Here is a 25,580-nt window from a genome sequence, read left to right as displayed (position 1 = left end):
CTCCCTTCGTGCGACGACGACTGCCGGGTGCCCGACTCGCGGCAGCATCAACCGGCGGGGTTCGAACGCGGTATGTCCGGGTATGCCGGGCACTATGAACACCCACGTGACCGCGACCCACCTGCAGACACTTCTCGATTCGCCACTGCCGGATCCCGCCCTGATCCTGCAGAGCGGCGCCCCCACCATCGTCGATTCGGGTGAGCTGGGCGACGAGCATCAGTCCCTGGTCATCGTGACCCGGGACGAGTTGCGCGAGCAGCTCCCGAAAGACCGCGACTGCTCGCAGAGCGATCTGGAGTTCCACGCCGCGTCGCTCGAATCGACTGTCGCGGGTTTGGGTGGGTGACGCGTGGTCAGCCGCCGCCCAACTGCTCCCGTAGCCCGGACAGAGTGCGCGCCAGGATCCTCGAGACCTGCATCTGCGAGACGCCCACGCGCTGGGCGATTTCCGTCTGGGTCATCGATCCGAAGAACCGCAACATCAGCACGCGGCGTTCGAGCGGCGGAAGTTTCTCCAACGCCGGCCGCACGGCGGCGTGACTTTCCACGTTCGCGAGCTCCGGATCCTCCTCACCGAGAGTCTCGGCGAGGGGAAGGTCGTCGGGATCATCACCCATGGCCGCATCCATCGACAAGGTTTGGTAGGCATTCTTCGCAAGCAGGCCCTCGGACACTTCCCGGACGTCGAGTTCGAGTTCGGCGGCGATCTCACTGGCCGAGGGCGACCGTCCCAGTTCCTGCGACAGCTCGTCGACGGCCTTGGTGATCAACGCGTGGAGTTCCTGCATGCGCCGGGGCACTCGCATCGACCAGCCGGTGTCACGGAAGTACCGGCGAACCTCCCCCATGATCGTGGGCACCGCGTAGGACACGAAGTCGAAGCCGCGGTCCGGATCGAAGCGGTCGACGGCCTTGACCAGCCCGAGCCGGGCGACCTGCAGCAGATCCTCGTGCGCCTCGCCGCGCCCACCGAATCGGCGGGCGATGTGATCGGCGAGGGGAAGGCAACGTGTGATGACTTCGTCGCGCAGGACGGACACGTCCCCGGACGACGCGTCCAAGGCTCGCAGGCGCGCAACCGCGGGCGCCACGTCCTTGTAGTCGTCTCTGCCGAGACGGTGCCCTTCGCCGCGTTCCGAAACCGGAGACACTAGATGGTGCCCCGGTATTTGACCAGTTCCACCGCCACGGTCCGTTCGACGGACCCGTTGCCGACGGGTCCCGCCGATACCGAAACCGCATTCATCAACGTCTCGAGCACGTGCCAGCCGAAGCTCTCCCGGTTGGGCACTCCGCCTCGGGTGAGGGGTGCACTGATCGTCACGTGCAACCCCGTCTCCGTGACGGCGAACGAACATGTCAGTTCGGCGCTTCCCGGCGCAGCCGCGATCAGTTCCGAACACACTTCGTCCACGGCAAGTTTGATATCGGCCACGTCGTCGAGCGTGAAGTCTCCCAGCACGGCGAGAGTTTCCGCGACGGCGCGCACCACAGGCAACTGTTCGAACTCCGCCGCCACACGAAGTTCTACGGGCACACCGGATCTCGTTTTCATTCGTCTAACCTCGTCGACCTCGGCCATCTGCACTCCACGTCTGTGTCGTCGGTTTCTGCGACTCTCGGCAGCGTACCCAGCTGCCGCGACCCTCAACCCGTCGGCGAACGAAAGTGCGAGCTGGGCCGAAATGCGACCCGACTTGCCGGTTCGACGGACTCGATTCGGAGGGCTCAGGCGACCCGGACGTCGCGCGCCTGGTTGCCGGTCTCGGTGCGGCAGACGGTGAAGCTGACGTGCTGCCCTTCCTCGAGAATGCGGTGACCGTCTCCGGCGATTTCGGAGACGTGCACGAAGATGTCGTCGGATCCGTCGGCCGGAGCGAGGAAACCGAAGCCCTGTTCGGCGTTGAACCAGCGCACCGTGCCCGTGCGCAGTGCCTCCGACTGCCCGGCAGGCAGTGTGTGCCCGGCGCTCATCGTTCCGCCCTTCGATCGGCCAGGCAGTGGAGGGCAGCTCCGCCCCACAGACTCGCAACGAGCAGAACCACAAGCAGAGCCACGTTGAGCATTGCTCCTCCTCGGCGTATGCACGGTCGACCCCTGGTCGAATCAGACCGAAAATAATGCCTCTCTTGCGGGTACGGGGCGATTCGGGCGGAGCCTATGCACAATCGAGATCTGCCGGGCCCAGCGCATCCTCTCCGAACACCGCAGAAGATCTGATTTGCCCGACATAGATTTTGTAGTACGGTCGAGTGGTCGGAACTTCAGCAGTCGAATCAGAAACGTTGGTCGACGCGAGCGCGGGTTGCGGCGAGGCAGGTGCTGGTGATTCGAGACTGCTCACCACGGGTACGCGGTGAGTTCAACCGGCGCCCCGCCTCCCGAGCAACCGACGGGGGGCACCGAAGCCTCGAAGTTCCGCCGGCAGGTATGTAGCGAAAGAGAGGACCGAGAATGTCGAAGTTCACCGTGCCAGGTCTTTCCGACGATCAAGGCGCGCGAGTCGCCGACATACTTCAGAAGCGGCTCAGCGCTTACAACGATCTGCATCTGACGCTCAAGCACATTCACTGGAATGTGGTGGGTCCGAATTTCATCGGCGTGCACGAGATGATCGACCCGCAGGTCGAACTGGTGCGCGGCTACGCGGACGCCGTCGCCGAACGCATCGCCGCGCTGGGGAAGTCGCCCGACGGAACCCCGGCCGCCATCGCCCGCGACCGCACCTGGGACGACTACTCGGTGAAGCGCGATACGGCGCAGGCGCACCTCGGAGCCCTCGACCTGGTCTACAGCGGTGTCGTCGAAGACAACCGCAAGGCGATCTCCGAGACGGGCGATCTCGACCCGATAACCGAAGATCTTCTCATCGGGCAGACCGGCGAACTCGAGAAGTTCCAGTGGTTCGTCCGCGCCCACCTCGAGAACTCCGGGGGCAGCCTGTCCAACAACGGCGCGCACTCCGAGAAGCAGGCAGCCGCGCAAGCGCGGTGAGCACTGCCGAATCTCCCGTCCACAACCGAAAGGTGACGAACATGGCTGAGAACAACAGCGGTCCGGCCGAGGCCGTCAAGGGCGTCGTCGAAGACGTCAAGGGTAAAGCGAAGGAAGCCGCGGGTGCGGTGTCCGGTCAGGACGATCTCACCCGCGAGGGCAAAGCGCAGCAGGACAAAGCCGCCGCCCAACGCGAGGCCGCCGCAAAGGAAGCCGAAGCGGAGAAGGCCCGAGGCAAGGCCGAAGCGCAGGAAGCACGCCAGCGCGCCGAACAGTGAGACGGTGCGGGCCGGATCACGACCGGCCCGCACCGAGCGTCTCTTCACCGAGTGGAATCGGCCGGCGCCGGTCACCACTCCCCCCCGAAAGGACTGATACGTGCTAGGACTGGGAATTCTGGGCTGGATCATCATCGGCGGCCTCGCCGGATGGATCGGCAGCAAGATCATGAAGACCGACGCTCAGATGGGAATCATCCTCAACATCGTCGTCGGAATCATCGGCGGCCTCCTCGGCGGCTTCATCCTCAGCCTCTTCGGCACCGACGTCGAAGGCGGCGGTCTCTGGTTCAGTTTCTTCACCTGCCTACTCGGCGCGGTGATACTCCTGTTCCTGGTCAAGCTCGTGACCGGACGGAGCACGGCCGGGCGACGCTAGTCGGCCCGTACTCCGGAACCGGGTCTGCCCATCGCACGATGGGCAGACCCGGTTCTGTGGCTCTCTCCCCGTATTCCCCGCGAAATAGTGCCCTCACCGCCGGTGATCGGGTACTCCAGAGGGATGGACAGTCGAGGACTGGATCGCGACGATGCGCACTGGAACTTCCGCGCCCGGCACGAGACCGAGACTCAACGGCTCGACCGGAACTGGAGTGGCCTTCTCCAGGAACTGCGTGTCGTGCAGACCGGCGTGCAACTGCTCACCGGCTTCCTGTTGACGTTGCCGTTCCAGCAGCGTTTCGAGGACCTCTCGAACAGCGAGGTCGCCATCTATCTGGCGACCGTCGCACTGTCGGTGACGTCGACCATGCTCCTGGTGGCCCCTGCCGGCCTGCACCGCATGCTCTTCCGCCGGCACGCGCTCCCGGATCTCGTCTCTGCCTCCCATCGCCTCGCGATCTGCGGCATCGCCACCCTCGCGCTGGCGCTGATCGGTGTGGTGGCGTTGATCTTCAGCTTCGTGATCTCACCCCTCGTCGGAGCCCTCGCCGCCGCGGTGGCCTTCGCCATGTTCTGCGGACTGTGGGGATTCGCTGCGATCCTGCAGTCGCGGCATCGCTCGACCGACGGCGACTCCGCAGACCGGTGAGCATGGCGGAAGACCATCCTGTTTCGCTCGGAACGCTCCCGGGTAGGCGGAGCGGAGACGAGGAAGGAGCACGGACATGACCGATATCCATCGCGCCGATTCCGCGCGGGTCCAACCGCCCGGCGCTGCACACGATCTCGACGAGCTGTCGACGGTCCAACTCGTCGAACGACTCACCGATCAGGTAACGGGACTCGTACGGACCGAGATGACCCACGCCCTCACCGAAGTGAAAGACAAAGGAACGCGCTTCGGGATCGGAGCAGGTGTCTCCGGAGTAGGCGTGCTGCTGCTGCTGTACGGATTCGGGGCCCTCGTCGCCACCGTCATTCTGGGACTGGCGACGACACTCGATCCGTGGCTGGCCGCGTTGATCGTGGCCGCCGTGCTGATCATCGTGGGCAGTGTCGTCGCGGCGGTCGGAGCCCGCCGCGCCAAGAACGCGCTGCCGCCCGTGCCCGAGCAGATGGCCGACAGCGTTCGCGCCGACGTCGACACCGTGAAGGAAGGTCTTCGATGACCGACCCACAGCCGCAACCGGAACCTTCCGTCGCCGAACAGCGAGCCGCACTCGCATCCACTGTGGATGCGCTACACCGCAAGGTGGACGTGCCCGCACGCGCGAAAGCCGGCGCGCGTCACGAACTCGACAGGATCCGGCAGCAACCCCGCGGTGCCGTGGCGGCCGGACTCGTCAGCGCATTCGTCGTTGCCTACCTCGCCGTACGACAACGCCGTCGGCACAGCCACTGAAGGAGAGCGTGATCATGACCAAAGACACTCACGGCGGGACGGACGAGCCCAAGGGTGGCCGTCCCGGTCCCGCCGATCACGGCAAGGACGGCGGCATGGCGACGAGAGAGAACGCACCCGAGTTGGCGGACGACTCCGCCGACGCCGAAACCGAGACCGACTGATGAAACTCAGATCACCGCTCGAGCACAGGAGGACTGCAGTGACGTATCAGCCGGACAACGGACCCAGCCATGAGTTGAACTCCGAGCACCACCCGCAGGACGATGCCCACACCATGCGCAATCACGCCGGCGAGGCAATCACCGACAGCCGGAACTGGCCGGGCTACATCCTCATCGCCGCAGGAATCGCCGTGCTCGGATTGACGCTGGTCGCGGCCGGGTACGGATTCGAGGGCTGGGCGCTGATCGGTGGGATCGCCTGCGTCCTCTGCCTCGTGCTCGGCACGGGGCTCGTGCTCCTCGAACGGCGTCGCGTCAAGGCGCTCGAAGGCAAGGACCTAACCGATCAGGAAGGGCATTGACAGGTCCGAAGGTGGACCTTCACCGCTACCTCCAAGCTGGACGGGCTGTCCGAATACGTTCGGCCGATCCGTCCAATTCCCACCGCGGGTGACCGATGACGCCGAAGACATGGACATGTGGGCGACCCCCGACGAGTCACGCGAATACATCGTCGGGCAGTACCGCACACAGCATGGGCGCACGCGGACGACACCATCCGGACTCTCCCGCTCGACGCGACGGTCGGACTTCGGCCCGACAACACCAACGTGCCCGCAGAAGACCGGACGTGGTGGCAGAGCTACCGGACCCGCCTCGTGCTGCACGCGAAGCCGAGCAACACTGACGAGGGGTCACCCGGCCGCCGGCGGAACCGTTGTCGTGGTGACGACCGGCGTGGTGGTCGTCGGTGACTCCGATGCCGTAGTAGCGTTGGGTTCCGCCGTGGTAGCGGTCACCACGGATGTGTCCGCTGTTTCCGCGGCGGCCTGAGGAGCCGAGGTCGCAGGGTCTGCGGCTACCTCGACGACTGTCGTGGGTTCCGGTGACGTAGTCGTCGCGACCGTCGTCGTCGGTGTCGGCGAACTGCTGGTCGTCGTGGTCGTGCCGACCGGGTTACTCACCAACTGAGCCTTTTTCGCGCTGTCGGTGGTGGGGGCGACCTGTGACGCTTCCGTTTCCTTCGTGGACGCAGCGGCGAGCTTCGCGGTCGACGGTTCCGCAGCGGCCGCTCGCGCTTCGCCCTTTTCCGCTTCCTGCGCCAGGTGCGTCAACCAGGCCGCAGCGTACTGGGCGGACGTCAGCGGTTTCCCGCCGGCGGCGTTCGCATCACGCCAGTAGTCGAAGTGATGGCCCGTCCCCTCCCCCAGCGTCTGCTGATACGGGTCGCTCATCGCCACCTGGATCGTGTTCTGGTTGTCCGCGATGAACCCGATGATCTCGTTCCGCACTTTCGCGGGCAGGTAGACCAGGTCGACCGCTTGATTCGACGAGATCGGACCAGCTGACGTGTCCGATTGCGCCGCAGCGGCATCGAGCTTGTACGCCGGATCCGACACCTTGACCAGGACGTCGAGGAACGTCTCATCGGACTGCATCCAATTGTCTTGCGACTGAATGTCCGCGAACGCGGCGAGGGCGAGCTGCCCGAGCACCACCGCAAGATCCTGTCCTGTCGCGGGGGTCAGCCCATCCTTCTGCAGAGAGTCGACGTTCAACTGCCGTCCCACGTTGATCGCGAGTTGCAGTAGCGCAATGTTCTCGGGTGCGGAGCAGGTCAGGTCGCCTTCCGAGCAGAACGATGCCACCTTCCCGTCCAGGGCACCGAAGCTGCCCGACGTGCCCGGCAATGCTCCCCGCCCCGACGTGCCCGCCTGCCCCGACTGGTACGCAAGGTCGAAGCCGTCGGGATTGCGGAATTCGTTCTCCGAGCCGGGAAATGGCCCTCCCCCGAGGTTGCGGCCGGCATCCGCCAGGATGACGACACCGACAACGGACGCGGGATCGAGAATGTCGTACGAGCCGTCCTGGCCGTCCTGGTTGCCGACCTCCATCGCAACCCGCCGTGCCACATCGGCGCCCTCGCTGTAGCCGACGATCGAGAACTTCGTGTCCGGACACGACGCGTGGATCGACCGCATCACGGTTTCGGTGTTGTCGACGCCGGCGTTCACGGCGTCCTCGTACGAATTCATGTTGGCCGGATACTCGATGTAGACCGCGGCGTAGGACCCTCCGCCGACGGATTGCTGCGGCGCATTCACCACCTCGTCGATCCAGGGGCTGCTGTAGTCGCTGGAGTACGACGCGGGAAGGCGTGTGCCGTCGGGCGCCACGAGCATCCGGTTCCCCTCGCGTGGGGTGTCACCGCGGCCGGCAACGGCGATACTGACCATGTCGTAACACGCATCCGAGGCCGCCGCCGTCAAGGCTGTCGCCGTCGTGGCCGGTGAACCCGGGTTCGACCACGGTGTCGCGAGCAGCGCCGCCAGCCCCAACGCGCCGGGCGCGATCAGACTGCCTGCGATCCTTCGTCGATGTGCGACCTTGCGTGCTGAAACGCGACGTTCCATGGTCTACCCCATCCGTTCGTAGCCCGTGTCGAACACCCGAGTAGGTGTCAACGCGTTAACAGACAAGTCGCACATTGCATCAGCGGCGTTACACCTCCGCCTCGGAAGGTGTCGTTCAGGAGGCGCGGAGGTGTGTGCTCACAACAGTTTCGACCTCCGACTGTCGTCCAGCTGCGGGGAGCGGTGGGGCCGCCGACCGGTAGTGGTGTCCGGTCGGGGTGCCGAGGTCGATGAGGGGGGTGCGGCCGGGGTTGTGCACCGGTCGGGCCGTCCACCCCGGTGCTTCCTTCGCGTAGTTGCAGGCCTCGCACAGTCCGGACCCGTTGTGCACGCTGGTCGCCCCGTGCTGTCGGCGGGAGCGGATGTGGTCGTGGTGCCGGATCGGGTGCATCGCACCACGGCGTACGACACGTGCGGTCGCGGAGGTCGATCAGCTTCCGCAGGCTCATCGGGAACGTGCGCGACTGCGACTCCATCGCCGTCAAAGCACCCGACCGCGGGCAGGAGTACACCCGCCGCAGCGACGTCTCGGTGCCACGATCGACGGCGTCGGCCACCAGCTGCCGGGCAATCCCGGCCGGCACCGGCCCGAAGCCGTGCAACTGCGCGGCCTCGTGCCCGCCGGCCAGCAACGTCTCGTCCGAGAGCACCAGATTCACCGCCACCGGAACACCACCAGCAGCGGTCTGCCCGGTGCCGCGGTCGAACAACAGATCCACCATCAACTGATTGCGGGTGCGACCACCACTGTTCCCGGTCGCGATCAGACTGTCCGCATCCCGGCCCAGGGTCGCCTGCAGACACACCGCCTGCTCGACCGGCATCAACGCACTCAGATACGCCATCGAATCCGGCGCCGGCCGCGTCGTCACCCGACGCTCGGACACCGCCTTACGATGCCGGGCCACGACCGCCGCGGCATCGAGTTCCACCGCCAACGCCTTCGCCCGTGCGATCAGACCGCGGTCACCGACCCCGTCGAGAATGGCTGGATCCGAGCACAACCGGCGGTCCACGATCGCCCGATCCGTGGCCGACAGGCACGCCGTTTCCCGCACCAACAGGGTGGCCCGCCATTCGTTCAACCGCGCGGTCTGCAACATGGCGAGGGTGTGCGGCATCTCGTGCACCAGAGCCTGCGCGAACCCCAGATGCCGACCGCCGCGGTTCGGGGATTCCCTGCGCGCCAACGCAATCTGCGACGCGATACCCCGGTCCCACTCCACCCGCGGCAACCCCCGAGCCCTGCGGTCCGCACGGATACTCGTCGCGACGCCGTCGGTGATCACCGCCTGCACCGCACACCCGACCGACTTCAACGCCTCGATCGCATCGAGCCACTCGATCCCCAACCCCGCGTCCCCACCCGCCTCGACACATCGCAGCCGCGCGGTGAACGCACGCAACTCGTCCAAATCCGCTGCAACCAGAGCCCCCACAACCAACCTCCCCCAAGGTCGTTCGAATGCATGTTCGAGTCTAGCGAGTCGCCGCACGCGTGGCAATACTCGGACGGAAGACTCACCGCGCGCGAGGGCGGCCACCCTCGGCCCGTCAGGGGTCGTTACCGTTCTGGCAGAATTGACCAGACGTCGCGAGAACTGCGGCGCCGGTTCACGCCGCGTTGGTGCACCTCGGGAGGCGAATGATGCCGAATGATCCTTCGGATATGACGCGTGCCGGAGACGACGGACCCAGCGCCGTCTTCGCGAAGCTGGCCGAGATGGTGTACAACGGCGACGAGTTCGCTCAGGTCTACCAGGCCATCTGCGATGCCGCCGCCACCCTGGTACCCGGGTGTGACCACGCCAGCCTCATGCTGAAGGAGAACGATCGCCACGTCACCGTGGCCGCGAGCGACGACATCGCGGCCCGGGTCGACGCCCTCGAGCGAGCCGAGCAGGAAGGGCCCTGCCTCGATGCGATCGAGAACGATGCACCGCAGGTCGAAGCCGAGCTGGCCCGTTCGACCCAGTGGCCACGCCTTGCCCGTCGGGCAACCGCCGAAACCCCGGTCCGGGGCGCTGCCGGGTTCCGGCTGATGATCCGCGGCCGCAAGGTCGGCGCACTCAATTTGTTCTCGGACAAACCAGGAGAATTCACCAACGAATCGGTCGATCAGGCGATTCTGATCACGGCGTTCGCGGCGGTGACGCTGACAGCGCTCCACGAACACCAGGAAGCGCAGACCCTGCGTGAGGGCCTGGCCAGCAACCGCGAGATCGGAAAAGCGATCGGATTGTTGATGGCCTTCCACGACATCTCCGAGGGTAGAGCCTTCGACTTGCTTCGCAAGACGTCGCAGGACATGAACATCAAGCTCACGGGTGTCGCGCGGGAAGTCATCGCGCATCACAATTCGAAGTTCGACTGACACGTCCTCGGCTCACGAGCGGGACCCCCACCTGCCTCCGTTAGAGCGCGTTGGCAATCGGTTGATGCCGATCTGGTGGAGACGTAGTGTTGATCGCGCGTGGTTGAGAACACAGCTGCAGATTGTCCGGAGGCCGCAGCAGTGCGCGGTGGACAAATATTGTGTGCACTCCCACTGCGGTCTTGGTGCCGCTGCGCTCCATTCGGCGCGCCGACACCAACTGAGTGCACGCGATCGGAGGGTCATGAAACCATCACGCACGTCGTTCCGGGTCACTCCCCTGACCGCAAAGCCGACCGGCCACGTCACACGGGATGCGCTCAACCGTGACCGTGGATTGCGGATGGCCGTCGAGGTCGCGCCGGACGCCGACGCCACGGTGGGACGAATCTATGGCGACATCGATGTGCTCGCCGCTCCTGCCTTCGCGCTCGCTCTCGCGCACCTGACCGACGGGGGCTCCCGTTCACGCATCATCGTCGACATGACTGCAGTCGACTTCGTCGGAACCTCGGGATTGTCGATCCTGTCCGAGTTTGCGGAATCTGCTAGGCGGCAGCACATTGCATGGGTGCTGGCGGGCAATCGAGCGGTGCTCCGACCTGTCGAGGCCATCGGCCTCGACGCGATGATCCCCACGTGCCGCACGGTTCGCGACGCCTTCGAGAGGGTGGAGAAAATCGCACACAGCTGATCGGAGTCGACATGTCCGGGAAGCAGCCCACTCGTGGGCGTCAGGAGGCAAGCGTCGCGGAGACCGCGCGTGCACTTCTCGACAACGCCGGCCCGACGTACGCGTCCGCGTCGCACGTGACCTTGAAGGACACCCCGACGCCGCTCTTCCAACTGCTGACACTGTCTTTGCTGCTGAGCACGCGGATCTCCTCGGAGATCGCTGTCGCGGCGGCCCGGGAACTGTTCCGAGCGGGCTTGCGCAGCCCACGCGCGGTACGCACGGCGGACCGTCGCACCATCATCTCTGCACTCGGCAGAGCGGGTTAAGTGCGCTATGACGAGAGCACGGCTACCCGTCTGCACGCCGCCGCAGTTCGAGTCGACGACGAGTATGGCGGCGACCTGCGCCGGCTGGCCCGAGCCTGCGATCAGGAGATCTCCGGAGCAGTTCGGTTACTGACGGAGTTCGATGGAATCGGCCCGGTGGGCGCCGACATCTTTCTCCGGGAAGTTCAGGACGTGTGGCCGTGGGTACGGCCTTACTTCGACACTACTCCGCTCTGATCGCCTTCGACTCGCGCTCGTCGTCCTCGCGGAACATTGCTTCGATGCGGTTCTTGATCTCCATCGTGCTCATCGAGCCACGAGAGGGGGCGAAGCCGCGATTGCGAGCGGAGGTGGGCGTGGTGAAGGTGTTCATGTGAGTGCTTTCTGTCTTCTGCGCCGGCGAGTGCCGCGTGGTGGTCGAAGGGTGCGCCCGCGAGGCGGACGGTTAGATCAGGAGCGCGGCGAGTACTAGGGGCACGGCCGGAGTACGCCGGAAACGGGCCTTTGACGGGTAGCTGCCGACGATGAGAGTCACAGCAGGCTCCGTCATCGACGGTGATTGCCGCAGACGAGTTCCGGGGTGGTGGTCCATCCATGGTGTTCGAGCCAGTCCAGGATGGGTTGTGGCGGTTGGGTACTGGCCGGGTCTATGCCGGTGACCAGTGGTCCGTCGCCGCAGCGGGAGCAGCTGATTACCAGGACGTGGTCGTGGGGCTGGCATCGGGCGCAGTGGTGTTGCTCGCGGACCCGGCGACGGCGCTCGTCGAGTTGCAGCCAGATGGTGGCCAGGTCGTCACGGTGCGGAATGGCCTCGCTGCGGGTGGCAGGACGATGCCCGCACGTGGGACACACCAACGTGCCGCGTTCGGCGCGTGGTTGTCCCGCAGAAACGGTGGAGGCGGAGCCTGTTCGGATGCCGCCGGTACTCGCGGTGGCCGCGGTGACGGGATCGGTTTCCCGCGGCGGGAGGTGTCGGTACAGAGTCGAGCGGGTCAGCCCGGTCTGGGCGGTGATCTCGGCGACGGTGGCGCCACCCTCGCGGAGTTGGGTGGCGTAGGCGAGCTGGGCGTCGGTGACCACGCTCGGCCGGCCGGTGCGGCGCCCCTTGGCGGTGGCCACGGTGCGGGCGTGGGCGGCCCGCTCGACCGCGTAGGTGCGTTCCATCTGCCCGAACAGCGCCAGCAGCACCACCGCCAGCTGCCCCATCGGATCGTCCGGGTTCGTGGAGTCGATACGGATCGGGTCCGCCAGGTTCCGGAACCCGATGCCGCGCTGGTGCAGGTCGTGGATCAGGTTCAGCGTGTCGCGCACGGTGCGGCCGAGCCGGTCGAGGGTGTGCACCACGATGACATCGCCCGGCCGGGCGTAGCCGAGCAGCGCCTGCAGCCCGGGCCGGTCGGTGGTGGTCCCGGACTTCTTGTCCACGTAGATGTTCGCCTGCTCGATTCCGGCCTTGGTGAGCGCGTCGATCTGTCGATCGAGGTCCTGCTTGCTCGTCGACACCCGCGCGTACCCCAGCTCCACGGATTGAGCGTACCGAAAGTCATGACTGCACGGCTGTTGTGACACGGAATTGTGGAATTAACTTTTGGGATGCTCTGACCAGGCGCTTTGCAGGGATGCTTCGGCGGGTGGGTGACCGTCTCATTTCCTTGGATGTGGGACGACGAGGCAGGGACGCGGCTGACTCGTCCCCACGTACTGCACGTGAAGTACACGGCAAGAAGCCCGCTACCAAAAACCTCCTGTAGCGGGCTTCTTGTCGATATTGGATGCTGCCGAAGCCGATCACCTGACGTGTTCTGGGTAAGGGGCTGGTGGCAAAAATTCTGGGCGAATGAACCTGATCAGGTCAGGTGTGTCCCAGTCGGACCTGTGTACGTGCGCGCGTGTGGGGTAGCTGATCCATTCACATGCCCAGACAAGGCCGATGCGGTGGACTATCGGGTCCGGTTGATCGTCGACTGTGACCGTGACCTGCACTTCTGGGTCGGCGTAGCCGTACATAGCCCACCACGATGGCCGGTCTAGATCTCCAGGAGGTGCCTCCTCGAATCCGACCACCTGTCGTTCGGTGAACGGTGGGTGCCAGATCGAGCCAATAGTGTCCGGCCGGGCTTCTAGCCGCGGCAGGTCTTCCTCCCGCGCTACGTAACTCATCCCGTCTTCACGCCACTGAACCACTACGCGTGACTTCTCAAGGACGAGAGTCGTGATATTCATCTCCCGTTCTCCTCAGTTCAGGTCATTGCGTGGTGCGGGTCGTGTGCTCACCATTTCCAGTCTCCCCCCACGGGGTTACCTGGTAGCTGATCGGCTCCCATGAATCTGTAAATGTCGTTCGGGTCGTCGTCGTCGTAGTGCGCAACGGGGCTGCGTACGTAAAAGTACCAGTAGCCTGGCCATTCGCTGAATTCTACCGATATCTGTACGACGTAGTTATGGTCACGCATCCGTCGGTCTTCGAGTTCCATACCTGAGGGATTCGGCAAGCCGACGGCGCGTCCCGTCATGTGCGGTCCCGGCGCGAACTGCGGCTGGGTGGAATGAATGAGGGATCCACCATTCGCAACTCCGACGGCACCATTCTGAAGCGCACCAGCAAATACGACGCGTCCCATAACGGCATCGTTCGAGCTGACGGTTGCCCGTGTGATCTGAGTGTAGGGACCGGCTAGCTTCCATTCCACGACTACGGAGCCGTTGCCTATGATCTGCGGACCCGCGCCGAACACAACGTCGCCTTGATAGTCAGCGCGGAAGTCGTCATAGACATTCCAGCAACCGCCGAAGTTGACGTCGCAATATTCACCCGGACCGTTGAACTGGGGAGGTGCCGGAAGAGCCGCAGCTGCACCACCTGCTTTTGTGCATGTCCACGCACCGACGCGAGACCCCAGCGGTGCGGCACATTGGGCGGCCGCGGGTGCCTGCATGTAGTCCTTATATGCGGCATCTGCTGCAACCCGCTTCGGTGAGTACAGGATGCCATTCTGGAATTGTTGTTGTCGCGCAATATCTTGCAGTGTTACTTCGTCGGCAGTGGGGTAGCCGTACGCTCCAGTTTCGTAACCTGAAGCGGTCCATTGATCGAGGATTCCGCTCACTACTGGGTGGGCTCCATGGGAGGGGTGCCAGTAGAGGACGCCGCGTTCGAAGCGGTTCATCCGGCCCTGCCCGTCGGGTAGGACGATCTCATCAGAGAGTGGGTACCCGAGGAGGCTGCCTGGCCGCGAAGAAGTGGTTCACCACCGGGTGGGCGCCACTGGCGGCGGACCAGTAGATCGGTCCGTTGACGAATACGGATCTGCGTCCAAATCCGTCGGGGTTCGTGAGTTCGTTGGTGGTGGGAAAGCCCAGGAAGCTGAACTGTGCGCCGAGTGAGTTGTATTTGTCGCGGATGGCACCGCAGACCTGGAAGTCCGACGGCCAGTACACCTGGCAGCCGGGGGCCACCGCGGCCCGGAGGCCGCTAGCTTGTTTCTGTAGCTCCGCTTCCTTCATCTCGGCCTTGTCGGCGTCTTCCTTTGTGAACCCTTCGGGCAGCTCTTCTCGATCCGAACGCATCTTGCCCGGGACAATGGTCGCGTTGGGGTTCTCGGTCGGTAACCCTGTGTAAGGGATCTTCTTCCCATTTGCAGGGGCTGAGCTGGGGGTGGTGGATTCGCTCGGTGTCGTTGTCGGCGCACTACTGTCGGTTTGGGCGCTCCCCGATGGCGCCGGCGTTGTTACGTCGGGTGCGGCAGAGGCCTCTGGCGTCGACTCGACGGCGGGTACCGTTCCCGACGGGGATGCCGGCGGCGACGAAGGAACAGTGCTGCTCGGGGTTACACGCTCCGCAGTGGTCTCCGTGGGCGTCGGCGATGTCGGTGTGGTGGTGGTCGTGCTCGGTGTGGGTGTCGGTGTGGTGGTGGGTTGCGCTGCGGCGATCCCTCCGCCGGTCGCGAACAATACCGACGCTAACGATGCGAGGATCAACGTTTTTGCTGGTGAAGCCCGCTTCGGGCGCGGCAAATTCAGGTACTTCGTCACTCTGGCCATCTGACATCCGGTTCCTGTGAGGGGACTTTCGGTCAGCGGCGGGCCCACTCGCTGAAAAGCAACCTATGCGACGAACCCCCAGGAATCTCTCAGGAAGGCAAGCGCCGATCCGGTTACACATGCAAGTCCGGCCGGTGATGTTGCGCTGACCTGGACGTTTGACCGGCACAGGAACGACGGAGGGTCGATGTGCGCGGGCGTGTCGCGATGAAACAGGGAGTTGCCCTGTTTTGCAAGGAGTTTCGGACTTCATGTAGCACTGCAAGGGAGTGCATTTCGCATCAGGGCTGCCGCCGAGGAGGAGTGGGGACTATGCGTGGTCGTCTTGGGGGGAGGGCTGAGTTCGTGGATTCAGGTGTGGTCCGGGATGCCGGTTGTAGGGTGCGAGAATGGAACTGGTCCCGCAACCACCACCTGATGACGATGAGTTCGTGTACGAGCTGACCGAGCGGCGGCGTCGCGCGATCATGGCCACTGCCGCCGTCTTGGCGGCCACGGCGTACGGCGACACCGAGGCCCTGGGCGATCAGGTGATCGAGTCCGAGGACCACGGATCACTACTCGCTGCGCTGCCGCCCTGCACCTGGGGACAGGACGCATCGTGGAGGCGGCAGATGGCGCGGGCGTTCGACGACCTCGCCGGCGATATCACCGCCGGGACGGACCCAGAGCCGACCTGCACCGGGGAGGAAATGGCGTTGCACATCATTTTGACCCGCGCGAGCAGCGATCACCTCGCCGGTCACCTCGACCAGATGCTGGCCAAGGCGCCGGCACACGACAATGACACCGACTGGGCGGCGCCCACCAGTTTCTTATTCCAGGACCATGATGTGCTGACTCTGTACGACGAGGACGGCGTCCCGGTCCGCGATGGGGTGAACCTCGAACCCGAGGACTGGTTTCTGCCCTTCGGCGATGCCGTCGCCCGGGACCCGGGCCGCGGTTTCCGGTTCTGACCGCGTCCGAACAGCGTCGAAGGCATCAGCTCTGCGTCGGGCCGCGGGTGCAGTTGGTGTTCGGGAGATGCCGGGCGCCCGGCACCGGTGCCCGGGTCGACGGCACTCGTGCTGTCAAGCCGGGGCGGCCCGGAACAGCACCCGAGGCTCGAGGTCGAGTCGGGTGGTCGGGGTCTGCTCCGGTGGGGTGAGGTTGATGACCCAGTTCCCGAAGCGGCGCACCGTGTGCGTGATGTAGGGGGCGATGGTGGCCAGATCGTCCGGGTCGACCGGTTCGCCGTCAGCGGCGATCTCGTTGGCGGCGTCGGTGATGTCGCAGGCGGTGGAGTATATGACGCAGTTGGCGATCAGTTCGTTGAACTTGATCACCTTCTCCTGGTGGTCGGGGTCGTTGTGGCCGATGAGTTTGCCGCCGAACATCAGCCAGTCGGCGAAGCCGTGGAACGCCTCATTGCGGTTGGTGATCGCGGTGATCTGTTCCCGCAGCTGCGGTTCGGACAGGTACCGCAGCAGGGTGATGGTGCGTATGACCCTGCCGAGTTCGCGGAACGCCCGGTATAGGCGGTTCTTGCGGGAGTGGTTGCCCAGGCGGCGCAGCAGGGTCACCGACGACAGGCGGCCCTCCCGGATGGAGATGGTGGTGCGCAGTAGGTCTTCCCAGTGGGTTTCGATCAGATCCCAGTCGATGCTCTCGTCGCCGAAGAGCCGGTCGATGTGCTGGTAGCGGGACCGTGGGTCGGGGCGGTAGAAGGTGAGGTCGTGCCAGTTGCGGATCCGTGGGAGCAGATCGAAACCCAGCAGCGTCGCGAGCCCGAACACCGGCAACGACTGGCCCTGGGTGTCGGCGTGCACGGTGTCGGGTTGGATGTCGGAGTCGTTGCGCAGCAATCCCTCGACGATGTACACCGCCTCCCACACCCCGCACGGGATGAAGTGGCTGAACAGGGCGATGTAGGTGTTGGAGATGTGCCGGTAGGCGATTCCGCCGTAACCGCCGTAGCGGATGTGGGATTCGGCGAGCAGGTTGTTCTCCCAGGTCTCGACCTGCGTCCCATCCGCCGCGGCGACCTTCCCGTCGCCCCACATGCCGGCCACATCCAGCCGGTGGAACGCGTTGATCACCACCGTGGACGCTTGGTCGATTTTGGTGGCGGTGGTGTGCTTGTTTCCGGCCAGCGACAGCTCGTGCACGCTGACCTGCCCGCGCATGTGCGCGGCGACCTGACTGGGCCCGAGCAGGGTGCCGTGAGCGAACACGGTCAGCACGTACCGTCCGAGGGCGTCCCGGATTTTCGGGTCCGAACCCGACGCGGGGCCGAAGTGACGGTGCCAGCCCAGCAGGAACGCGGTGCGGGTGAGAATGTCGAGCAGTGCGCGGTGCGGGAGCCGGTCGTGGATGGCCCGCTCCAGCGCCAGCGCCTCCGGGCACCGGTCGGCGCCCTTGCGGCGGCGCAGCACCGGCCGCCCGTCCTCGAGCATCAGGTCGGTGTTGCCGGGGTAGCCGGCGTCCACCGCCGCGGCGGTGGCAGTCAGTTTCTCCCGGTAGAACGCGGTCAACGCGCTCGCCTCGGCCGGGATGCCGGCCTGAGCGCAAAACGCCGGAACCAGCGGTGCGCACTCGTCCCAGGACATCAACTGAGCGTGCAGGTTCGCGAACGAGTCCGACCCGGCCACCGCGACGTCCCCGGAACGGAGCTCGGCGGCCAGCGCGGAGAACACGCACACCTCGAGATGTCGCCGCACGAGCAACCCCGGCCGGTCCCTGTCCCGCAGGATCTTGCGCCACGCCGCCGACGCGAACACCCCGACGTCGATGGTCAGCGTCACCGTCGAGGGGGCACCGTCCGCCCCGGGCTGTTCTACGGTGACATGCTCGGGGATGAGGTTGGCGCGGGTGTTGCGGTGCGCGCGCAGGAATTCCACCGCGTCGAGCACGCTGCGATCGGCGCTGGTCGCTTCGAGCTCGAGGCAGTCCAGCAGGGTGAACAGCGCCGACCGGTGTGAGCGGTAATGCCGCTCGAGCAGCGGCAGATAGTTGTTGCCGTGATGGGCGGTGACCGCCTCATGGGCGCCCACGAGGGCGTCCATGCCGCCAGCCCGGGCCAACGTCTTCAGCACCAGCCGTCCGGCCTGCTCGGCCACCGCCTCCATTGGCCGGGCCGAGGCGGCACCGGCGTCCGCGGACTCACCGGGGCGGATGTCCGGGCGGCCATCGCCGGTGGTGGGGTCGAGGGCTTCGCGCACCGCGGTCAGCACGTCGCCGAATACGCCGAGTAGTCGTTCGGATTCGGCGCGGTGCTCCTCGCGCAGTGCCTCGAGGTGCTCGCGGCCCTTCTTGTGGAGGGCGGCCATGCGTTTGCAGAACATGGTCACCACCTCGTCGCGCGCCCCGGCGCGGGCGGTGTGCAGAAGGCTGGCGACCAGGGTGATCCGCTTGTCCTCGCCGACCTTGCGCAGATCGGCCACGTCGGTCACCTTCGCCTCACCGGCGAAGTGTGCGACCTTGCCCGGCGGGACATCGGCGAGCCATACCTCTGTCGGCCCCAGATCGTCAAGTTGTCGCAGGTAGTCAAGGCGAGCCTTGAATTTACCGAGCGAGGCGGCCTTGGCGGTGTCCTTGACCCTGTCGAACTCGCTGCGCCGGGTGATCGGATCGACCAACAGCAGTCGCCCCAGCCGGGACCGATCGGCCGGACCGAGACGGCCGGCCACCTTGGTGAACAACGCGGTGTTGACCTCGGCCCGGATCGTCGATGCCATCGCGTCCAGGGTGGTGAAGCCGGGCAGCTCACATCGGGTGCGGACCAACTCTTCGAGCGCCACGTTAATCAGATCCGCGGGGTTGTCCTTCGTCTGCACCGCGTCGCGAATCGCCCGCTCTGCGATGTCCCGGACCCGCGCCGGCTCATACGTCACCCCCAACCGGTCCCGCACCCACTGACGGTGCCGCTTCGCCGTCCGTTCCGCGTCCTGCACCAACACGGTCCCCGCCGGCAACTCCAGTACCCCACACAGGTGCGCCGCAACCACCTCGGGCACGTCGACCAGCTTCGGGAAGTAGCCCAGACGCTGAAACGATTTCAGCCACACCAGCAGAACCAGCAGGTGCTGCGCATCCCGGGTACGGCCACGAGCCCACTCAACCTCCTCGACGGACGGCGTGAACGCCTCGGCCAGCTCCCCCACCGACACCATCCGCGAGAACCGCGGATAGGCGGTGCGATCGATCGACGCCACCCACACACCCCAGAGATACGATCACCAACATGACGTGAGCGACACTAACCGGCCCCCGCTCGACAGGCACTTGATCACCCCGATACCAGCATCGAGAAATCCCGAGTGGCCCGTTTCTGCCGTACTCCGGCCGACCCCGTACTACGGCGGCGAGCATTGACACGGAGGTGGCGACGGCGACGAGCACGGATCCCGTCACGACGACTGCGGGCGCGGTTGCGGTTGCCGCCGAGACGGAGGCGATGTACACGGTCGGCCGCAGCGTGTGGCGGCGTCGCGGCTCCTCGACAGAGGGCGGCGACATCGTGCGCTGATCGTCCTGGTGCACCGTGGTGCGGGTCATGAGTTGGCGTACCCCGTTATAGCAGCTGAGTGACTTGAGTCACAAACTTACGAGTATGTTGTACATCACAACACGCCCTCGCGCCAGTCGGTGCCATCGACACCATGCGCAGGCCGGAGGGGATCATCGTCGAACGGTGGAGCAGCTGACCGTCCGTCACGGATCGCGACGATCGAAAAGAATCCGTGCAGGGATGTCGAGAACCCGCGCGTCGCTTCGTCCCCGGAGTGAACACGGCCAGAATGGGCCGCACCGCACCAAGGAGAACATGATGGCCAAGTACCTACTGCTCGAGCACTACCGTGGCGCGCCCGCATCGATCAACGACGTGCCCATGGACCAATGGACGCCGGAGGAAATCTCGGCCCACGTGCAGTACATGAACGACTTCGCCGCCCGGCTCGAGAGCACCGGCGAGTTCGTCGACAGCCAGGCACTCTCCGCGGAGGGCACGTTCGTCCGCTACGACGGTGAGGGGCGACCGCCGGTCACCGACGGCCCGTTCGCGGAGACCAAGGACCTGATCGCCGGCTGGATGGTGATCGACGTCGAGACCCGCGAGCGGGCGCTCCAACTGGCCGGCGAGTTGTCCGCGGCCCCGGGGGCGGGTGGGAAACCGATCCACGAATGGCTCGAGGTGCGCCCGTTCCTGGCTGAGCCCCCGACCATCACGGAGTGACGGTGGACGACGCACTTCTGCGGACCCTCACCCCCACCGTGATCGGCGTCCTCGTCCGGCGCGGAGCCGACTTCGCGGCGGCCGAGGACGCCGTGCAGGACGCCCTGATCGAAGCCGTGCGCGCGTGGCCGGACAATCCGCCGCGAGACCCCAAGGGCTGGCTGGTCACCGTGGCCTGGCGCAAGTTTCTCGACGCCACCCGCGCCGACAGCTCCCGCCGAAACCGCGAGGTGCTCGTGGAGGCAGAGCCCGTACCCGGCCCGGGCGAGGCGGTGGACGACACGCTCCAGCTGTATTTCCTGTGCGCGCACCCGTCCCTGACACCGGCCTCGGCCGTCGCGCTCACGCTGCGCGCCGTCGGTGGCCTGACCACACGTCAGATCGCGCAGGCCTACCTCGTGCCCGAGTCGACCATGGCCCAGCGGATCAGCAGGGCCAAGCGGACCGTCTCGAGCGTCCGGTTCGACCAGCACGGCGACGTCGCCACGGTGCTGCGCGTGCTCTACCTGGTCTTCAACGAGGGCTATTCCGGGGACGTCGATCTCGCCGTCGAGGCGATCCGGCTCACCCGACAACTGGCGGCCATGACCATCCATGAGGAGGTCGCGGGCCTGCTCGCGCTCATGCTGCTCCACCACGCCCGGCGTCCGGCACGAACCCGCACCGACGGCAGCCTCGTGCCCCTCGCCGAGCAGGACCGCAGCCTGTGGAACACCCGCCTGATCGCCGAGGGCGTCGACGTGCTCCAGACAGCCCTCGCCCGCGACCGACTGGGCGAGTTCCAGGCCCAAGCTGCCATCGCTGCGCTCCACGCCGACGCCCAGAAGGCCGAGGAGACCGACTGGGTGCAGATCGTCGAGTGGTACGACGAACTGGTCCGCCTCACCGACAGCCCGGTGGCCCGCCTCAACCGCGCCGTCGCGGTCGGCGAGGCGGACGGCCCGAGAGCAGGCCTGGCTGCCCTTGCGGGGCTCGATTCCACCCTTCCCCGGTACTCCGCGGCCGCAGCGTACCTACACGAGCGCGACGGTGACCCTGCGACCGCAGCGCGGCTCTACGGCGAAGCTGCCCGGTCGGCGCCCAACCTCCCCGAACGCGACCACCTCACACGACAGGCCGCGCGGATCAATACCCAGCTGCGAAGCTGAGCCGCGTCGTATGTGCTGGTTGTCGAGGTGATGAACGGGAGGGAGGAACGCCAGTGGTTGTGGTGAGGACGGTTGGTTCTCGCTGACGTAACACTGCTATATTCGGTAAATCATGGTGTTCCGTCGCGGTCCGAGTCACATACCGAGAGGGATGACAAACGAATGGCAATGACCGGGGCTTGCGCGATTCGGGATCGTAGCGCTCCCCGACTCGCCTGAATGTCGGGCGGTTTGTTGCACTCCCCCTGTGGTCGCTCGGCCGACCCGGTAGTGCCCTCTCCCCTACTGCGGCATCTGGCTGAGGCTCAGGGTCAAAGCAATTCGGCCAGGTTGTGAATGGAGTCGGGAGGTGCAGGTGGTAGTCCCACTACCCCGGCAACGTGAAACAACCACACAAAAAGTCGGGTAATTACGGTGTTCCGTCCGAGTCGGAGTCTGACACAGTCGTCATACCGTCGGACGCGCATTGTCGGGGGTATGCCGCGTCACGAATGCGGCTGTTGCCTCACCAGAACTGCCCACCGAGTCCTCCCCCGCGACAGGCGCGTCCTGCGGCCGAATCCACCACTCCCCCGACAAACCAGCCTCATCGCACCCACACGGCGGTGTGACGAGAGAGGAGACTGAGGAGGTGGCTGACGACAGGACTGTGCTGGTTGTGGTGGACGCTGCGAACGTCGTCGGCTCGCGACCCGACGGTTGGTGGCGTGACCGTGCCGGCGCGGCCCGACGATTACTCGCCGAGCTCGCCACCTTCGAACAGCGCCTGGATCAGCCCGCCGAGGTGGTGGTCGTCCTCGAGGGCGCGGCGAAGGCCGCCGTCACCGGAGCGACGAGCGCGGAATTCGAGGGCCTGCGGGTGGTATCGGCGGACAGTTCGGGCGACGACGCGATCGTCGACGTGGTGGCCGCAGCCGCCGAGGCGGACGGCGACCGGCCGATCATCGTCGTCACCGCAGACCAGGGACTCCGCAACCGAGTCGAGGCGCTCGGGGCCCGCACGTTCGGTCCGCGCTGGCTCCTGGACCGTATCGACTCCTAGCAGTCCCGCCGCTCAGCGTTGGTGCGCGGACCGCTTACCGTCGGTGACCACGAGGTCGAGGATGCGGCCGCGGACCTTCCTCCGCACCAACCCCCACCGTCCGTGGTCGGCCAGCGCGGCACGGGCCGCGTTGTACCCACACATACCGTGGACACCGCCGCCCGGGTGGGTGGCCGAGCTGGCCAGGTACAGCCGGCCGATCGACGTGTCGGGCCCGGACGAACCGGGGGTCGGGCGGAAGACGAGCTGCTGGTACAGCTGGGCGGTGCCGCCGTTGACGGCGCCGCCGTGCAGGTTCGCGTTGCTCGCCTCGAGGTCGCCCGGACGCTGCACGTTGCGCCCGACCACCCGCTCGGCGAATCCCGGCGCGTGCGATTCGAGCATCGCGTCCACCCGGTGCGCGAGCAACTCCGCCGACTCGTCGTCCGTGATTCCCCGCGGCAGATGGGTGTAGGCCCAGGCACTTTCGGTTCCCTCGGGCGAACGGCTTGGGTCGGATGTCGTCATCTGTCCGAACAGCAGGAACGGGTGTGTCGGGATCACGCCTGTGGTCAGGTCGGCCATCCACCGGACCAGTCGGTTGTCGTCGGCGCCCAGATGCACGGTTCCGGCGGATTCGAGGCTCCGCGAGCGCCACGGAATCTTGCGGTCGAGTGCGTAGTTCACCTTGACGACGGGGGTATCCCATTCGAACTTCTCCAGGTCGGCTCGGACGCCCGCCGGTACCACGGAGGAATCCAGCAACCGTCCGTACAGTGCGGGCGCGGAGACATCCGCGAGCACCGCGCGTCTGGTCAGATAGCGGTCGCCGCCCGCAGTCCGAACCTCTGTCGCCACTCCCCCGGTGACCTCGATCGACGTCACCTCCTCGCCGCAACGAATTTCTGCGCCGTTCCGTCTCCCTCGTTCCGCCATCGCGGCGGAGAGTGCGCCGGCCCCACCGACCGGGACGACGTACCCGTCGTCCTGCGCGAGCATGGTCAGGAGATATCCCATGACTCCGCTTCCGGGTGCGTCGACCGGTGTGTCGGCGTGCATTGCGTTGCCCAGCAACAACACCCGGGCGGATTCCCCGTCGAACAGCTCGTGCGTCATCCGGCGTGCGGGCAGCATGAGGAAACGCACGAGCCGGAGTGCTTCCGCGGTGCCGAGCTGCGACAGCAGTCGTCGTGGTCCGCGGACGGGGGGAAACGGGCTGAACAGGGTGTCGAGGAACGGTTCCTTGACGTCCTTCCACTGCTCGAAGAGCCGGAGCCACGCCTGTCCGTCCCCCGGTTGCCTGCGCTCGAGGTCGGCCGCTGTGTCAGTTGGGTCCCGGTGGATCAGCGGGGCATCGTCGTCGTCCGGGTGCCTGGGGTGCCCGACCGCAGCGGGCGCCTGACTCCATTGCAGACCCACACCCTCGAGGTCGAGGTGCCGGATCGCCGGCGACACCGCCGCCAGCGGATAGAACGCACTGAACAGGTCGGTACGGAAACCCGGGAAGAGTTCGGCCGACCTGACGGCGCCACCCGGTTCCGGTTGCTGTTCGAGGAGGACGACATCCCAGCCGGCCTCCGCCAGGGTGGCCGTCGCGGCGAGACCGTTGGGCCCGGCTCCGATGACGACGGCGTCGACTGTCCGCACTGTCACGGCGTCAGGGTTTCGTGTTTCGCTCGGCGAGGAACGAGAGCCGGCGCAGGCACTCCAGATTTCGGGGGAGGACCGCGAGGTCTTGCGCCGTCCGCGGAACCCACTTCAGCGGTACGGAGGCTGCGGCCTCGGACATCTGGAGGTGGCAGCCGGATCCACGCGGCTCCAGTCGCAGTCGCACAACGGCCTTCGTGGGCGTCACCTGGGCCAGCAGCCGCAGTTCACGATTCTCTTCGGCGAACAGGACCTCGGTGGAGTCGTCGATCAACGCGGGCCAGGCACCGACCGAGTGATGCAAACGGCTTCCGACGGCGGGCCAGTCGGCGGAGACGGCACGCATGCGTGACGCCCCGACCACCCAGGACGGGTACAGCCATCCGTTGGCGAGAACGGACCACACGTCCGAAGCCGAAGCCGACGTGTCGCAGTGTGCTTCGATGACGACCACTCCCTCGAACGAGTACCTCATGGACTCCCAGCGCTTACCCACGTTCCCCGGATCGAAAACGTGAGCTACGCAATGGTCGCCACGCACCGGGCACTGTGGTTTGCTCGAGCCTATGTCTTCGGAATCCTCTACCGCCGTGAGAGCAGCGCTGTTCGACGTCGACGGCACGCTGGTCGACTCCAACTATCTGCACGTGCGAGCGTGGCAGCGAGCGTTCCGGGAGGTCGGGCACGACGTCGACGCGTGGCGGGTGCATCGCGCGATCGGACTGGATTCGTCGCTTCTCCTGGAATCGCTACTCGGCGACGACGCGGACACGCTCGGGGACCGCGCGAAGGACCTCCACAAGACGTATTACCTCGGCGCGCGGGACAGCATGCGGCCGCTCGCCGGCGCCCGGGAACTGATCCGCGAACTGCACGGGCGTGGTGTGCAGGTCGTCCTCGCCACCTCCGCTCCCGAGGAGGAGCTGGACGTGTTGCGGGAGGTCCTGTCGGTCGACTCGTACATCGCGCACACCACGTCGTCCGAGGACGTCGCTTCCGCCAAACCTGATCCCGGAGTGGTTCGCGCAGCGATGGACCGCTCGTCCACGTCCTCGGGCACTGCGGTGATGGTGGGCGACGCGGTGTGGGACGGCAAAGCGGCGTCCCGCGCCGGGGTCACCTTTGTCGGTCTCCTCAGCGGCGGAATTTCCCGCGCCGAATTGACAGAGGCCGGCGCGGAGGCGGTGTTCGAGGATGCACAGGACCTACTGGACCACCTCGAGTCCAGTCCGCTCGCGAGGCTGCTGGGGTCCTAGGCTCCGCGGGACGACCACGCCTGCGCGATCTCGGGATACGCGTCAGCGATCTCGTCGACACGCTCGTCGGTCGCGGAGTCTATCTCGGCGCGATGGCGCTGAGCTGTGACCAACGGCCCCTCCGATCCCCCGGATCCCGAACCTCCGGCAGGCGCGTTCGCCTCCCATTCGTGGATCACCTCGTCGAGGCGAAGTGCGACGAATTCCTTCTTGCTCTCAGTCATCATCTGTTCCTTT

30 protein-coding genes and 3 pseudogenes are annotated in these 25,580 nt (G+C 66.0%); 19 read left to right on the top strand and 14 right to left on the bottom strand.

Translation table 11 applies throughout. The features are described from left to right. The first annotated feature begins 94 nt into the window (after positions 1 to 94). The gene (locus tag GO592_RS13045; RefSeq protein ID WP_007298937.1) at positions 95 to 349 is read left to right on the top strand and encodes a hypothetical protein; all 255 of its coding nucleotides are present in this window, start codon (positions 95 to 97) and stop codon (positions 347 to 349) included. 7 nt (positions 350 to 356) lie between these two features. Here the strand turns inward: GO592_RS13045 and GO592_RS13040 are convergent, their stop codons facing one another. From GO592_RS13040 to GO592_RS13030, 3 genes are all read right to left on the bottom strand, one after another. Then, positions 357 to 1,154 (bottom strand): SigB/SigF/SigG family RNA polymerase sigma factor, encoded by a 798-nt coding sequence (locus GO592_RS13040; protein ID WP_007298938.1) that lies wholly within the window; start codon positions 1,152 to 1,154, stop codon positions 357 to 359. Further along, entirely contained in the window at positions 1,154 to 1,585 is a 432-nt protein-coding gene (locus GO592_RS13035; RefSeq protein WP_037203841.1) for an ATP-binding protein, read from the bottom strand. The genes GO592_RS13040 and GO592_RS13035 overlap by 1 nt, the downstream gene beginning before the upstream one ends. Positions 1,586 to 1,731: 146 nt before the next feature. Beyond that, entirely contained in the window at positions 1,732 to 1,977 is a 246-nt protein-coding gene (locus GO592_RS13030) for a cold-shock protein (RefSeq protein WP_007298940.1), read from the bottom strand. 480 nt (positions 1,978 to 2,457) lie between these two features. Here GO592_RS13030 and GO592_RS13025 point away from each other — a divergent pair, with 480 nt between their 5' ends. The 8 genes from GO592_RS13025 (at position 2,458) to GO592_RS12990 (ending at position 5,584) form a co-directional block, all read left to right on the top strand. Beyond that, positions 2,458 to 2,997, top strand: a complete 540-nt coding sequence (locus GO592_RS13025) for a Dps family protein (RefSeq protein ID WP_005257247.1) — start codon at positions 2,458 to 2,460, stop codon at positions 2,995 to 2,997. Between the two features lie 41 nt (positions 2,998 to 3,038). Beyond that, complete coding sequence (gene mbp1 / locus GO592_RS13020) at positions 3,039 to 3,275, top strand: microaggregate-binding protein 1 (RefSeq protein WP_005570747.1); 237 nt, start codon at positions 3,039 to 3,041, stop codon at positions 3,273 to 3,275. Positions 3,276 to 3,375: 100 nt separating this feature from the next. After that, a complete protein-coding gene (locus tag GO592_RS13015) occupies positions 3,376 to 3,654 on the top strand; it encodes a GlsB/YeaQ/YmgE family stress response membrane protein (RefSeq protein ID WP_007298941.1) in 279 nt (92 codons plus the stop codon). 123 nt (positions 3,655 to 3,777) lie between these two features. Further along, positions 3,778 to 4,305, top strand: a complete 528-nt coding sequence (locus GO592_RS13010) for a DUF6328 family protein (RefSeq protein WP_007298942.1) — start codon at positions 3,778 to 3,780, stop codon at positions 4,303 to 4,305. Between the two features lie 76 nt (positions 4,306 to 4,381). Beyond that, a complete protein-coding gene (locus GO592_RS13005; RefSeq protein WP_007298943.1) occupies positions 4,382 to 4,825 on the top strand; it encodes a phage holin family protein in 444 nt (147 codons plus the stop codon). Beyond that, positions 4,822 to 5,058 carry a DUF3618 domain-containing protein gene (locus GO592_RS13000; protein ID WP_005257253.1) on the top strand — a complete coding sequence of 79 codons (237 nt, stop codon included), beginning with the start codon at positions 4,822 to 4,824 and terminating at the stop codon, positions 5,056 to 5,058. Before GO592_RS13005 ends, GO592_RS13000 begins: the two co-directional genes overlap by 4 nt. A 14-nt stretch (positions 5,059 to 5,072) precedes the next feature. Beyond that, positions 5,073 to 5,222: a hypothetical protein gene (locus GO592_RS12995; protein ID WP_167332381.1), complete on the top strand. Its 150-nt coding sequence runs from the start codon at positions 5,073 to 5,075 to the stop codon at positions 5,220 to 5,222. Positions 5,223 to 5,260: 38 nt separating this feature from the next. After that, positions 5,261 to 5,584: a hypothetical protein gene (locus tag GO592_RS12990; RefSeq protein ID WP_007298945.1), complete on the top strand. Its 324-nt coding sequence runs from the start codon at positions 5,261 to 5,263 to the stop codon at positions 5,582 to 5,584. A 333-nt stretch (positions 5,585 to 5,917) separates the two neighbouring features. Here the strand turns inward: GO592_RS12990 and GO592_RS12985 are convergent, their stop codons facing one another. Together GO592_RS12985 and GO592_RS12980 are read right to left on the bottom strand one after the other, a co-directional pair. Next, entirely contained in the window at positions 5,918 to 7,636 is a 1,719-nt protein-coding gene (locus GO592_RS12985; RefSeq protein ID WP_007298946.1) for a cutinase family protein, read from the bottom strand. A 115-nt stretch (positions 7,637 to 7,751) separates the two neighbouring features. Next, a pseudogene (locus GO592_RS12980) lies at positions 7,752 to 9,075 on the bottom strand (HNH endonuclease). A 209-nt stretch (positions 9,076 to 9,284) separates the two neighbouring features. On the opposite strand from GO592_RS12980, the gene GO592_RS12975 reads away from it, so the two are divergent. From GO592_RS12975 to GO592_RS12965, 3 genes and pseudogenes are all read left to right on the top strand, one after another. Then, positions 9,285 to 10,010, top strand: coding sequence for a GAF and ANTAR domain-containing protein (locus GO592_RS12975; RefSeq protein ID WP_039952084.1), 726 nt, complete (start codon positions 9,285 to 9,287; stop codon positions 10,008 to 10,010). Positions 10,011 to 10,254: 244 nt separating this feature from the next. Next, positions 10,255 to 10,704 carry an STAS domain-containing protein gene (locus tag GO592_RS12970; RefSeq protein ID WP_039952064.1) on the top strand — a complete coding sequence of 150 codons (450 nt, stop codon included), beginning with the start codon at positions 10,255 to 10,257 and terminating at the stop codon, positions 10,702 to 10,704. A gap of 11 nt (positions 10,705 to 10,715) precedes the next feature. Then, positions 10,716 to 11,237, top strand: a pseudogene (locus tag GO592_RS12965) (endonuclease); the annotation flags it as partial. Here the strand turns inward: GO592_RS12965 and GO592_RS12960 are convergent. The 5 genes and pseudogenes from GO592_RS12960 to GO592_RS44380 all read right to left on the bottom strand — a co-directional run bounded on the left by GO592_RS12960 (position 11,236) and on the right by GO592_RS44380 (position 14,579). Further along, on the bottom strand, positions 11,236 to 11,385 hold the full coding sequence (locus GO592_RS12960; RefSeq protein ID WP_155756038.1) for a hypothetical protein: 150 nt from the start codon (positions 11,383 to 11,385) through the stop codon (positions 11,236 to 11,238). The pseudogene GO592_RS12965 and the gene GO592_RS12960 sit on opposite strands and share 2 nt — an antisense overlap. Positions 11,386 to 11,558: 173 nt before the next feature. Then, positions 11,559 to 12,536 (bottom strand): recombinase family protein, encoded by a 978-nt coding sequence (locus tag GO592_RS12955; RefSeq protein ID WP_039952066.1) that lies wholly within the window; start codon positions 12,534 to 12,536, stop codon positions 11,559 to 11,561. 746 nt (positions 12,537 to 13,282) lie between these two features. After that, positions 13,283 to 14,119: an LGFP repeat-containing protein gene (locus GO592_RS44390; RefSeq protein ID WP_007298953.1), complete on the bottom strand. Its 837-nt coding sequence runs from the start codon at positions 14,117 to 14,119 to the stop codon at positions 13,283 to 13,285. Positions 14,120 to 14,131: 12 nt separating this feature from the next. Beyond that, positions 14,132 to 14,179, bottom strand: a pseudogene (locus GO592_RS44385) (hypothetical protein); the annotation flags it as partial. A gap of 31 nt (positions 14,180 to 14,210) precedes the next feature. After that, positions 14,211 to 14,579, bottom strand: a complete 369-nt coding sequence (locus GO592_RS44380; RefSeq protein WP_007298954.1) for an LGFP repeat-containing protein — start codon at positions 14,577 to 14,579, stop codon at positions 14,211 to 14,213. An 88-nt stretch (positions 14,580 to 14,667) separates the two neighbouring features. On the opposite strand from GO592_RS44380, the gene GO592_RS12945 reads away from it, so the two are divergent. Both GO592_RS12945 and GO592_RS12940 read left to right on the top strand, forming a co-directional pair. Then, positions 14,668 to 15,057, top strand: a complete 390-nt coding sequence (locus tag GO592_RS12945; RefSeq protein ID WP_007298955.1) for a hypothetical protein — start codon at positions 14,668 to 14,670, stop codon at positions 15,055 to 15,057. A gap of 385 nt (positions 15,058 to 15,442) precedes the next feature. Continuing rightward, a complete protein-coding gene (locus GO592_RS12940; protein ID WP_039952068.1) occupies positions 15,443 to 16,012 on the top strand; it encodes a hypothetical protein in 570 nt (189 codons plus the stop codon). A 114-nt stretch (positions 16,013 to 16,126) separates the two neighbouring features. Here the strand turns inward: GO592_RS12940 and GO592_RS12935 are convergent, their stop codons facing one another. Beyond that, positions 16,127 to 19,249 (bottom strand): Tn3 family transposase, encoded by a 3,123-nt coding sequence (locus GO592_RS12935; RefSeq protein WP_039952085.1) that lies wholly within the window; start codon positions 19,247 to 19,249, stop codon positions 16,127 to 16,129. A gap of 167 nt (positions 19,250 to 19,416) precedes the next feature. Between GO592_RS12935 and GO592_RS12930 the strand changes: the two genes are divergently transcribed. The 4 genes from GO592_RS12930 (at position 19,417) to GO592_RS12915 (ending at position 22,461) form a co-directional block, all read left to right on the top strand. After that, entirely contained in the window at positions 19,417 to 19,563 is a 147-nt protein-coding gene (locus GO592_RS12930; protein WP_193385491.1) for a hypothetical protein, read from the top strand. Between the two features lie 300 nt (positions 19,564 to 19,863). Then, on the top strand, positions 19,864 to 20,271 hold the full coding sequence (locus GO592_RS12925) for a YciI family protein (RefSeq protein WP_202715209.1): 408 nt from the start codon (positions 19,864 to 19,866) through the stop codon (positions 20,269 to 20,271). A 2-nt stretch (positions 20,272 to 20,273) separates the two neighbouring features. Beyond that, positions 20,274 to 21,419 carry an RNA polymerase sigma factor gene (locus GO592_RS12920; RefSeq protein ID WP_007295592.1) on the top strand — a complete coding sequence of 382 codons (1,146 nt, stop codon included), beginning with the start codon at positions 20,274 to 20,276 and terminating at the stop codon, positions 21,417 to 21,419. A gap of 631 nt (positions 21,420 to 22,050) precedes the next feature. Beyond that, positions 22,051 to 22,461: a PIN domain-containing protein gene (locus GO592_RS12915; protein WP_039950235.1), complete on the top strand. Its 411-nt coding sequence runs from the start codon at positions 22,051 to 22,053 to the stop codon at positions 22,459 to 22,461. A 12-nt stretch (positions 22,462 to 22,473) separates the two neighbouring features. On the opposite strand, the gene GO592_RS12910 is transcribed toward GO592_RS12915, so the two are convergent. Further along, positions 22,474 to 24,093, bottom strand: coding sequence for a phytoene desaturase family protein (locus GO592_RS12910; protein ID WP_039950236.1), 1,620 nt, complete (start codon positions 24,091 to 24,093; stop codon positions 22,474 to 22,476). Between the two features lie 4 nt (positions 24,094 to 24,097). Beyond that, a complete protein-coding gene (locus GO592_RS12905; protein WP_005255793.1) occupies positions 24,098 to 24,562 on the bottom strand; it encodes an SRPBCC family protein in 465 nt (154 codons plus the stop codon). Positions 24,563 to 24,653: 91 nt separating this feature from the next. Here GO592_RS12905 and GO592_RS12900 point away from each other — a divergent pair, with 91 nt between their 5' ends. Next, the gene (locus GO592_RS12900) at positions 24,654 to 25,343 is read left to right on the top strand and encodes an HAD family hydrolase (RefSeq protein ID WP_039950238.1); all 690 of its coding nucleotides are present in this window, start codon (positions 24,654 to 24,656) and stop codon (positions 25,341 to 25,343) included. Here the strand turns inward: GO592_RS12900 and GO592_RS12895 are convergent. Further along, positions 25,340 to 25,567: a hypothetical protein gene (locus GO592_RS12895; protein WP_007295596.1), complete on the bottom strand. Its 228-nt coding sequence runs from the start codon at positions 25,565 to 25,567 to the stop codon at positions 25,340 to 25,342. The two genes, GO592_RS12900 and GO592_RS12895, sit on opposite strands and share 4 nt — an antisense overlap. Between the last annotated feature and the right edge of the window lie 13 nt (positions 25,568 to 25,580).

The sequence above is a fragment of the Rhodococcus sp. 21391 genome (genome assembly GCF_016772255.1).
In the GTDB taxonomy this organism is placed as follows: Bacteria; Actinomycetota; Actinomycetes; order Mycobacteriales; family Mycobacteriaceae; genus Rhodococcus_F; species Rhodococcus_F opacus.
Note: the sequence above shows the minus strand (reverse complement) of the source record. Positions and strands in the feature narration are given on the sequence as shown.

Coding starts and splice junctions, on each gene's coding strand:
- GO592_RS12925 (WP_202715209.1), top strand. CDS start 19,864: ATGGCCAAGTACCTACTGCTCGAGCACTACCGTGGCGCGCCCGCATCG.
- mbp1 (WP_005570747.1), top strand. CDS start 3,039: ATGGCTGAGAACAACAGCGGTCCGGCCGAGGCCGTCAAGGGCGTCGTC.
- GO592_RS13010 (WP_007298942.1), top strand. CDS start 3,778: ATGGACAGTCGAGGACTGGATCGCGACGATGCGCACTGGAACTTCCGC.
- GO592_RS13025 (WP_005257247.1), top strand. CDS start 2,458: ATGTCGAAGTTCACCGTGCCAGGTCTTTCCGACGATCAAGGCGCGCGA.
- GO592_RS12995 (WP_167332381.1), top strand. CDS start 5,073: ATGACCAAAGACACTCACGGCGGGACGGACGAGCCCAAGGGTGGCCGT.
- GO592_RS13035 (WP_037203841.1), bottom strand. CDS start 1,585: ATGGCCGAGGTCGACGAGGTTAGACGAATGAAAACGAGATCCGGTGTG.
- GO592_RS12940 (WP_039952068.1), top strand. CDS start 15,443: ATGGAACTGGTCCCGCAACCACCACCTGATGACGATGAGTTCGTGTAC.
- GO592_RS13045 (WP_007298937.1), top strand. CDS start 95: ATGAACACCCACGTGACCGCGACCCACCTGCAGACACTTCTCGATTCG.
- GO592_RS13000 (WP_005257253.1), top strand. CDS start 4,822: ATGACCGACCCACAGCCGCAACCGGAACCTTCCGTCGCCGAACAGCGA.
- GO592_RS12905 (WP_005255793.1), bottom strand. CDS start 24,562: ATGAGGTACTCGTTCGAGGGAGTGGTCGTCATCGAAGCACACTGCGAC.
- GO592_RS12895 (WP_007295596.1), bottom strand. CDS start 25,567: ATGACTGAGAGCAAGAAGGAATTCGTCGCACTTCGCCTCGACGAGGTG.
- GO592_RS13005 (WP_007298943.1), top strand. CDS start 4,382: ATGACCGATATCCATCGCGCCGATTCCGCGCGGGTCCAACCGCCCGGC.
- GO592_RS12960 (WP_155756038.1), bottom strand. CDS start 11,385: ATGAACACCTTCACCACGCCCACCTCCGCTCGCAATCGCGGCTTCGCC.
- GO592_RS12900 (WP_039950238.1), top strand. CDS start 24,654: ATGTCTTCGGAATCCTCTACCGCCGTGAGAGCAGCGCTGTTCGACGTC.
- GO592_RS12970 (WP_039952064.1), top strand. CDS start 10,255: ATGAAACCATCACGCACGTCGTTCCGGGTCACTCCCCTGACCGCAAAG.
- GO592_RS44380 (WP_007298954.1), bottom strand. CDS start 14,579: ATGCGTTCGGATCGAGAAGAGCTGCCCGAAGGGTTCACAAAGGAAGAC.
- GO592_RS12985 (WP_007298946.1), bottom strand. CDS start 7,636: ATGGAACGTCGCGTTTCAGCACGCAAGGTCGCACATCGACGAAGGATC.
- GO592_RS13030 (WP_007298940.1), bottom strand. CDS start 1,977: ATGAGCGCCGGGCACACACTGCCTGCCGGGCAGTCGGAGGCACTGCGC.
- GO592_RS12975 (WP_039952084.1), top strand. CDS start 9,285: ATGCCGAATGATCCTTCGGATATGACGCGTGCCGGAGACGACGGACCC.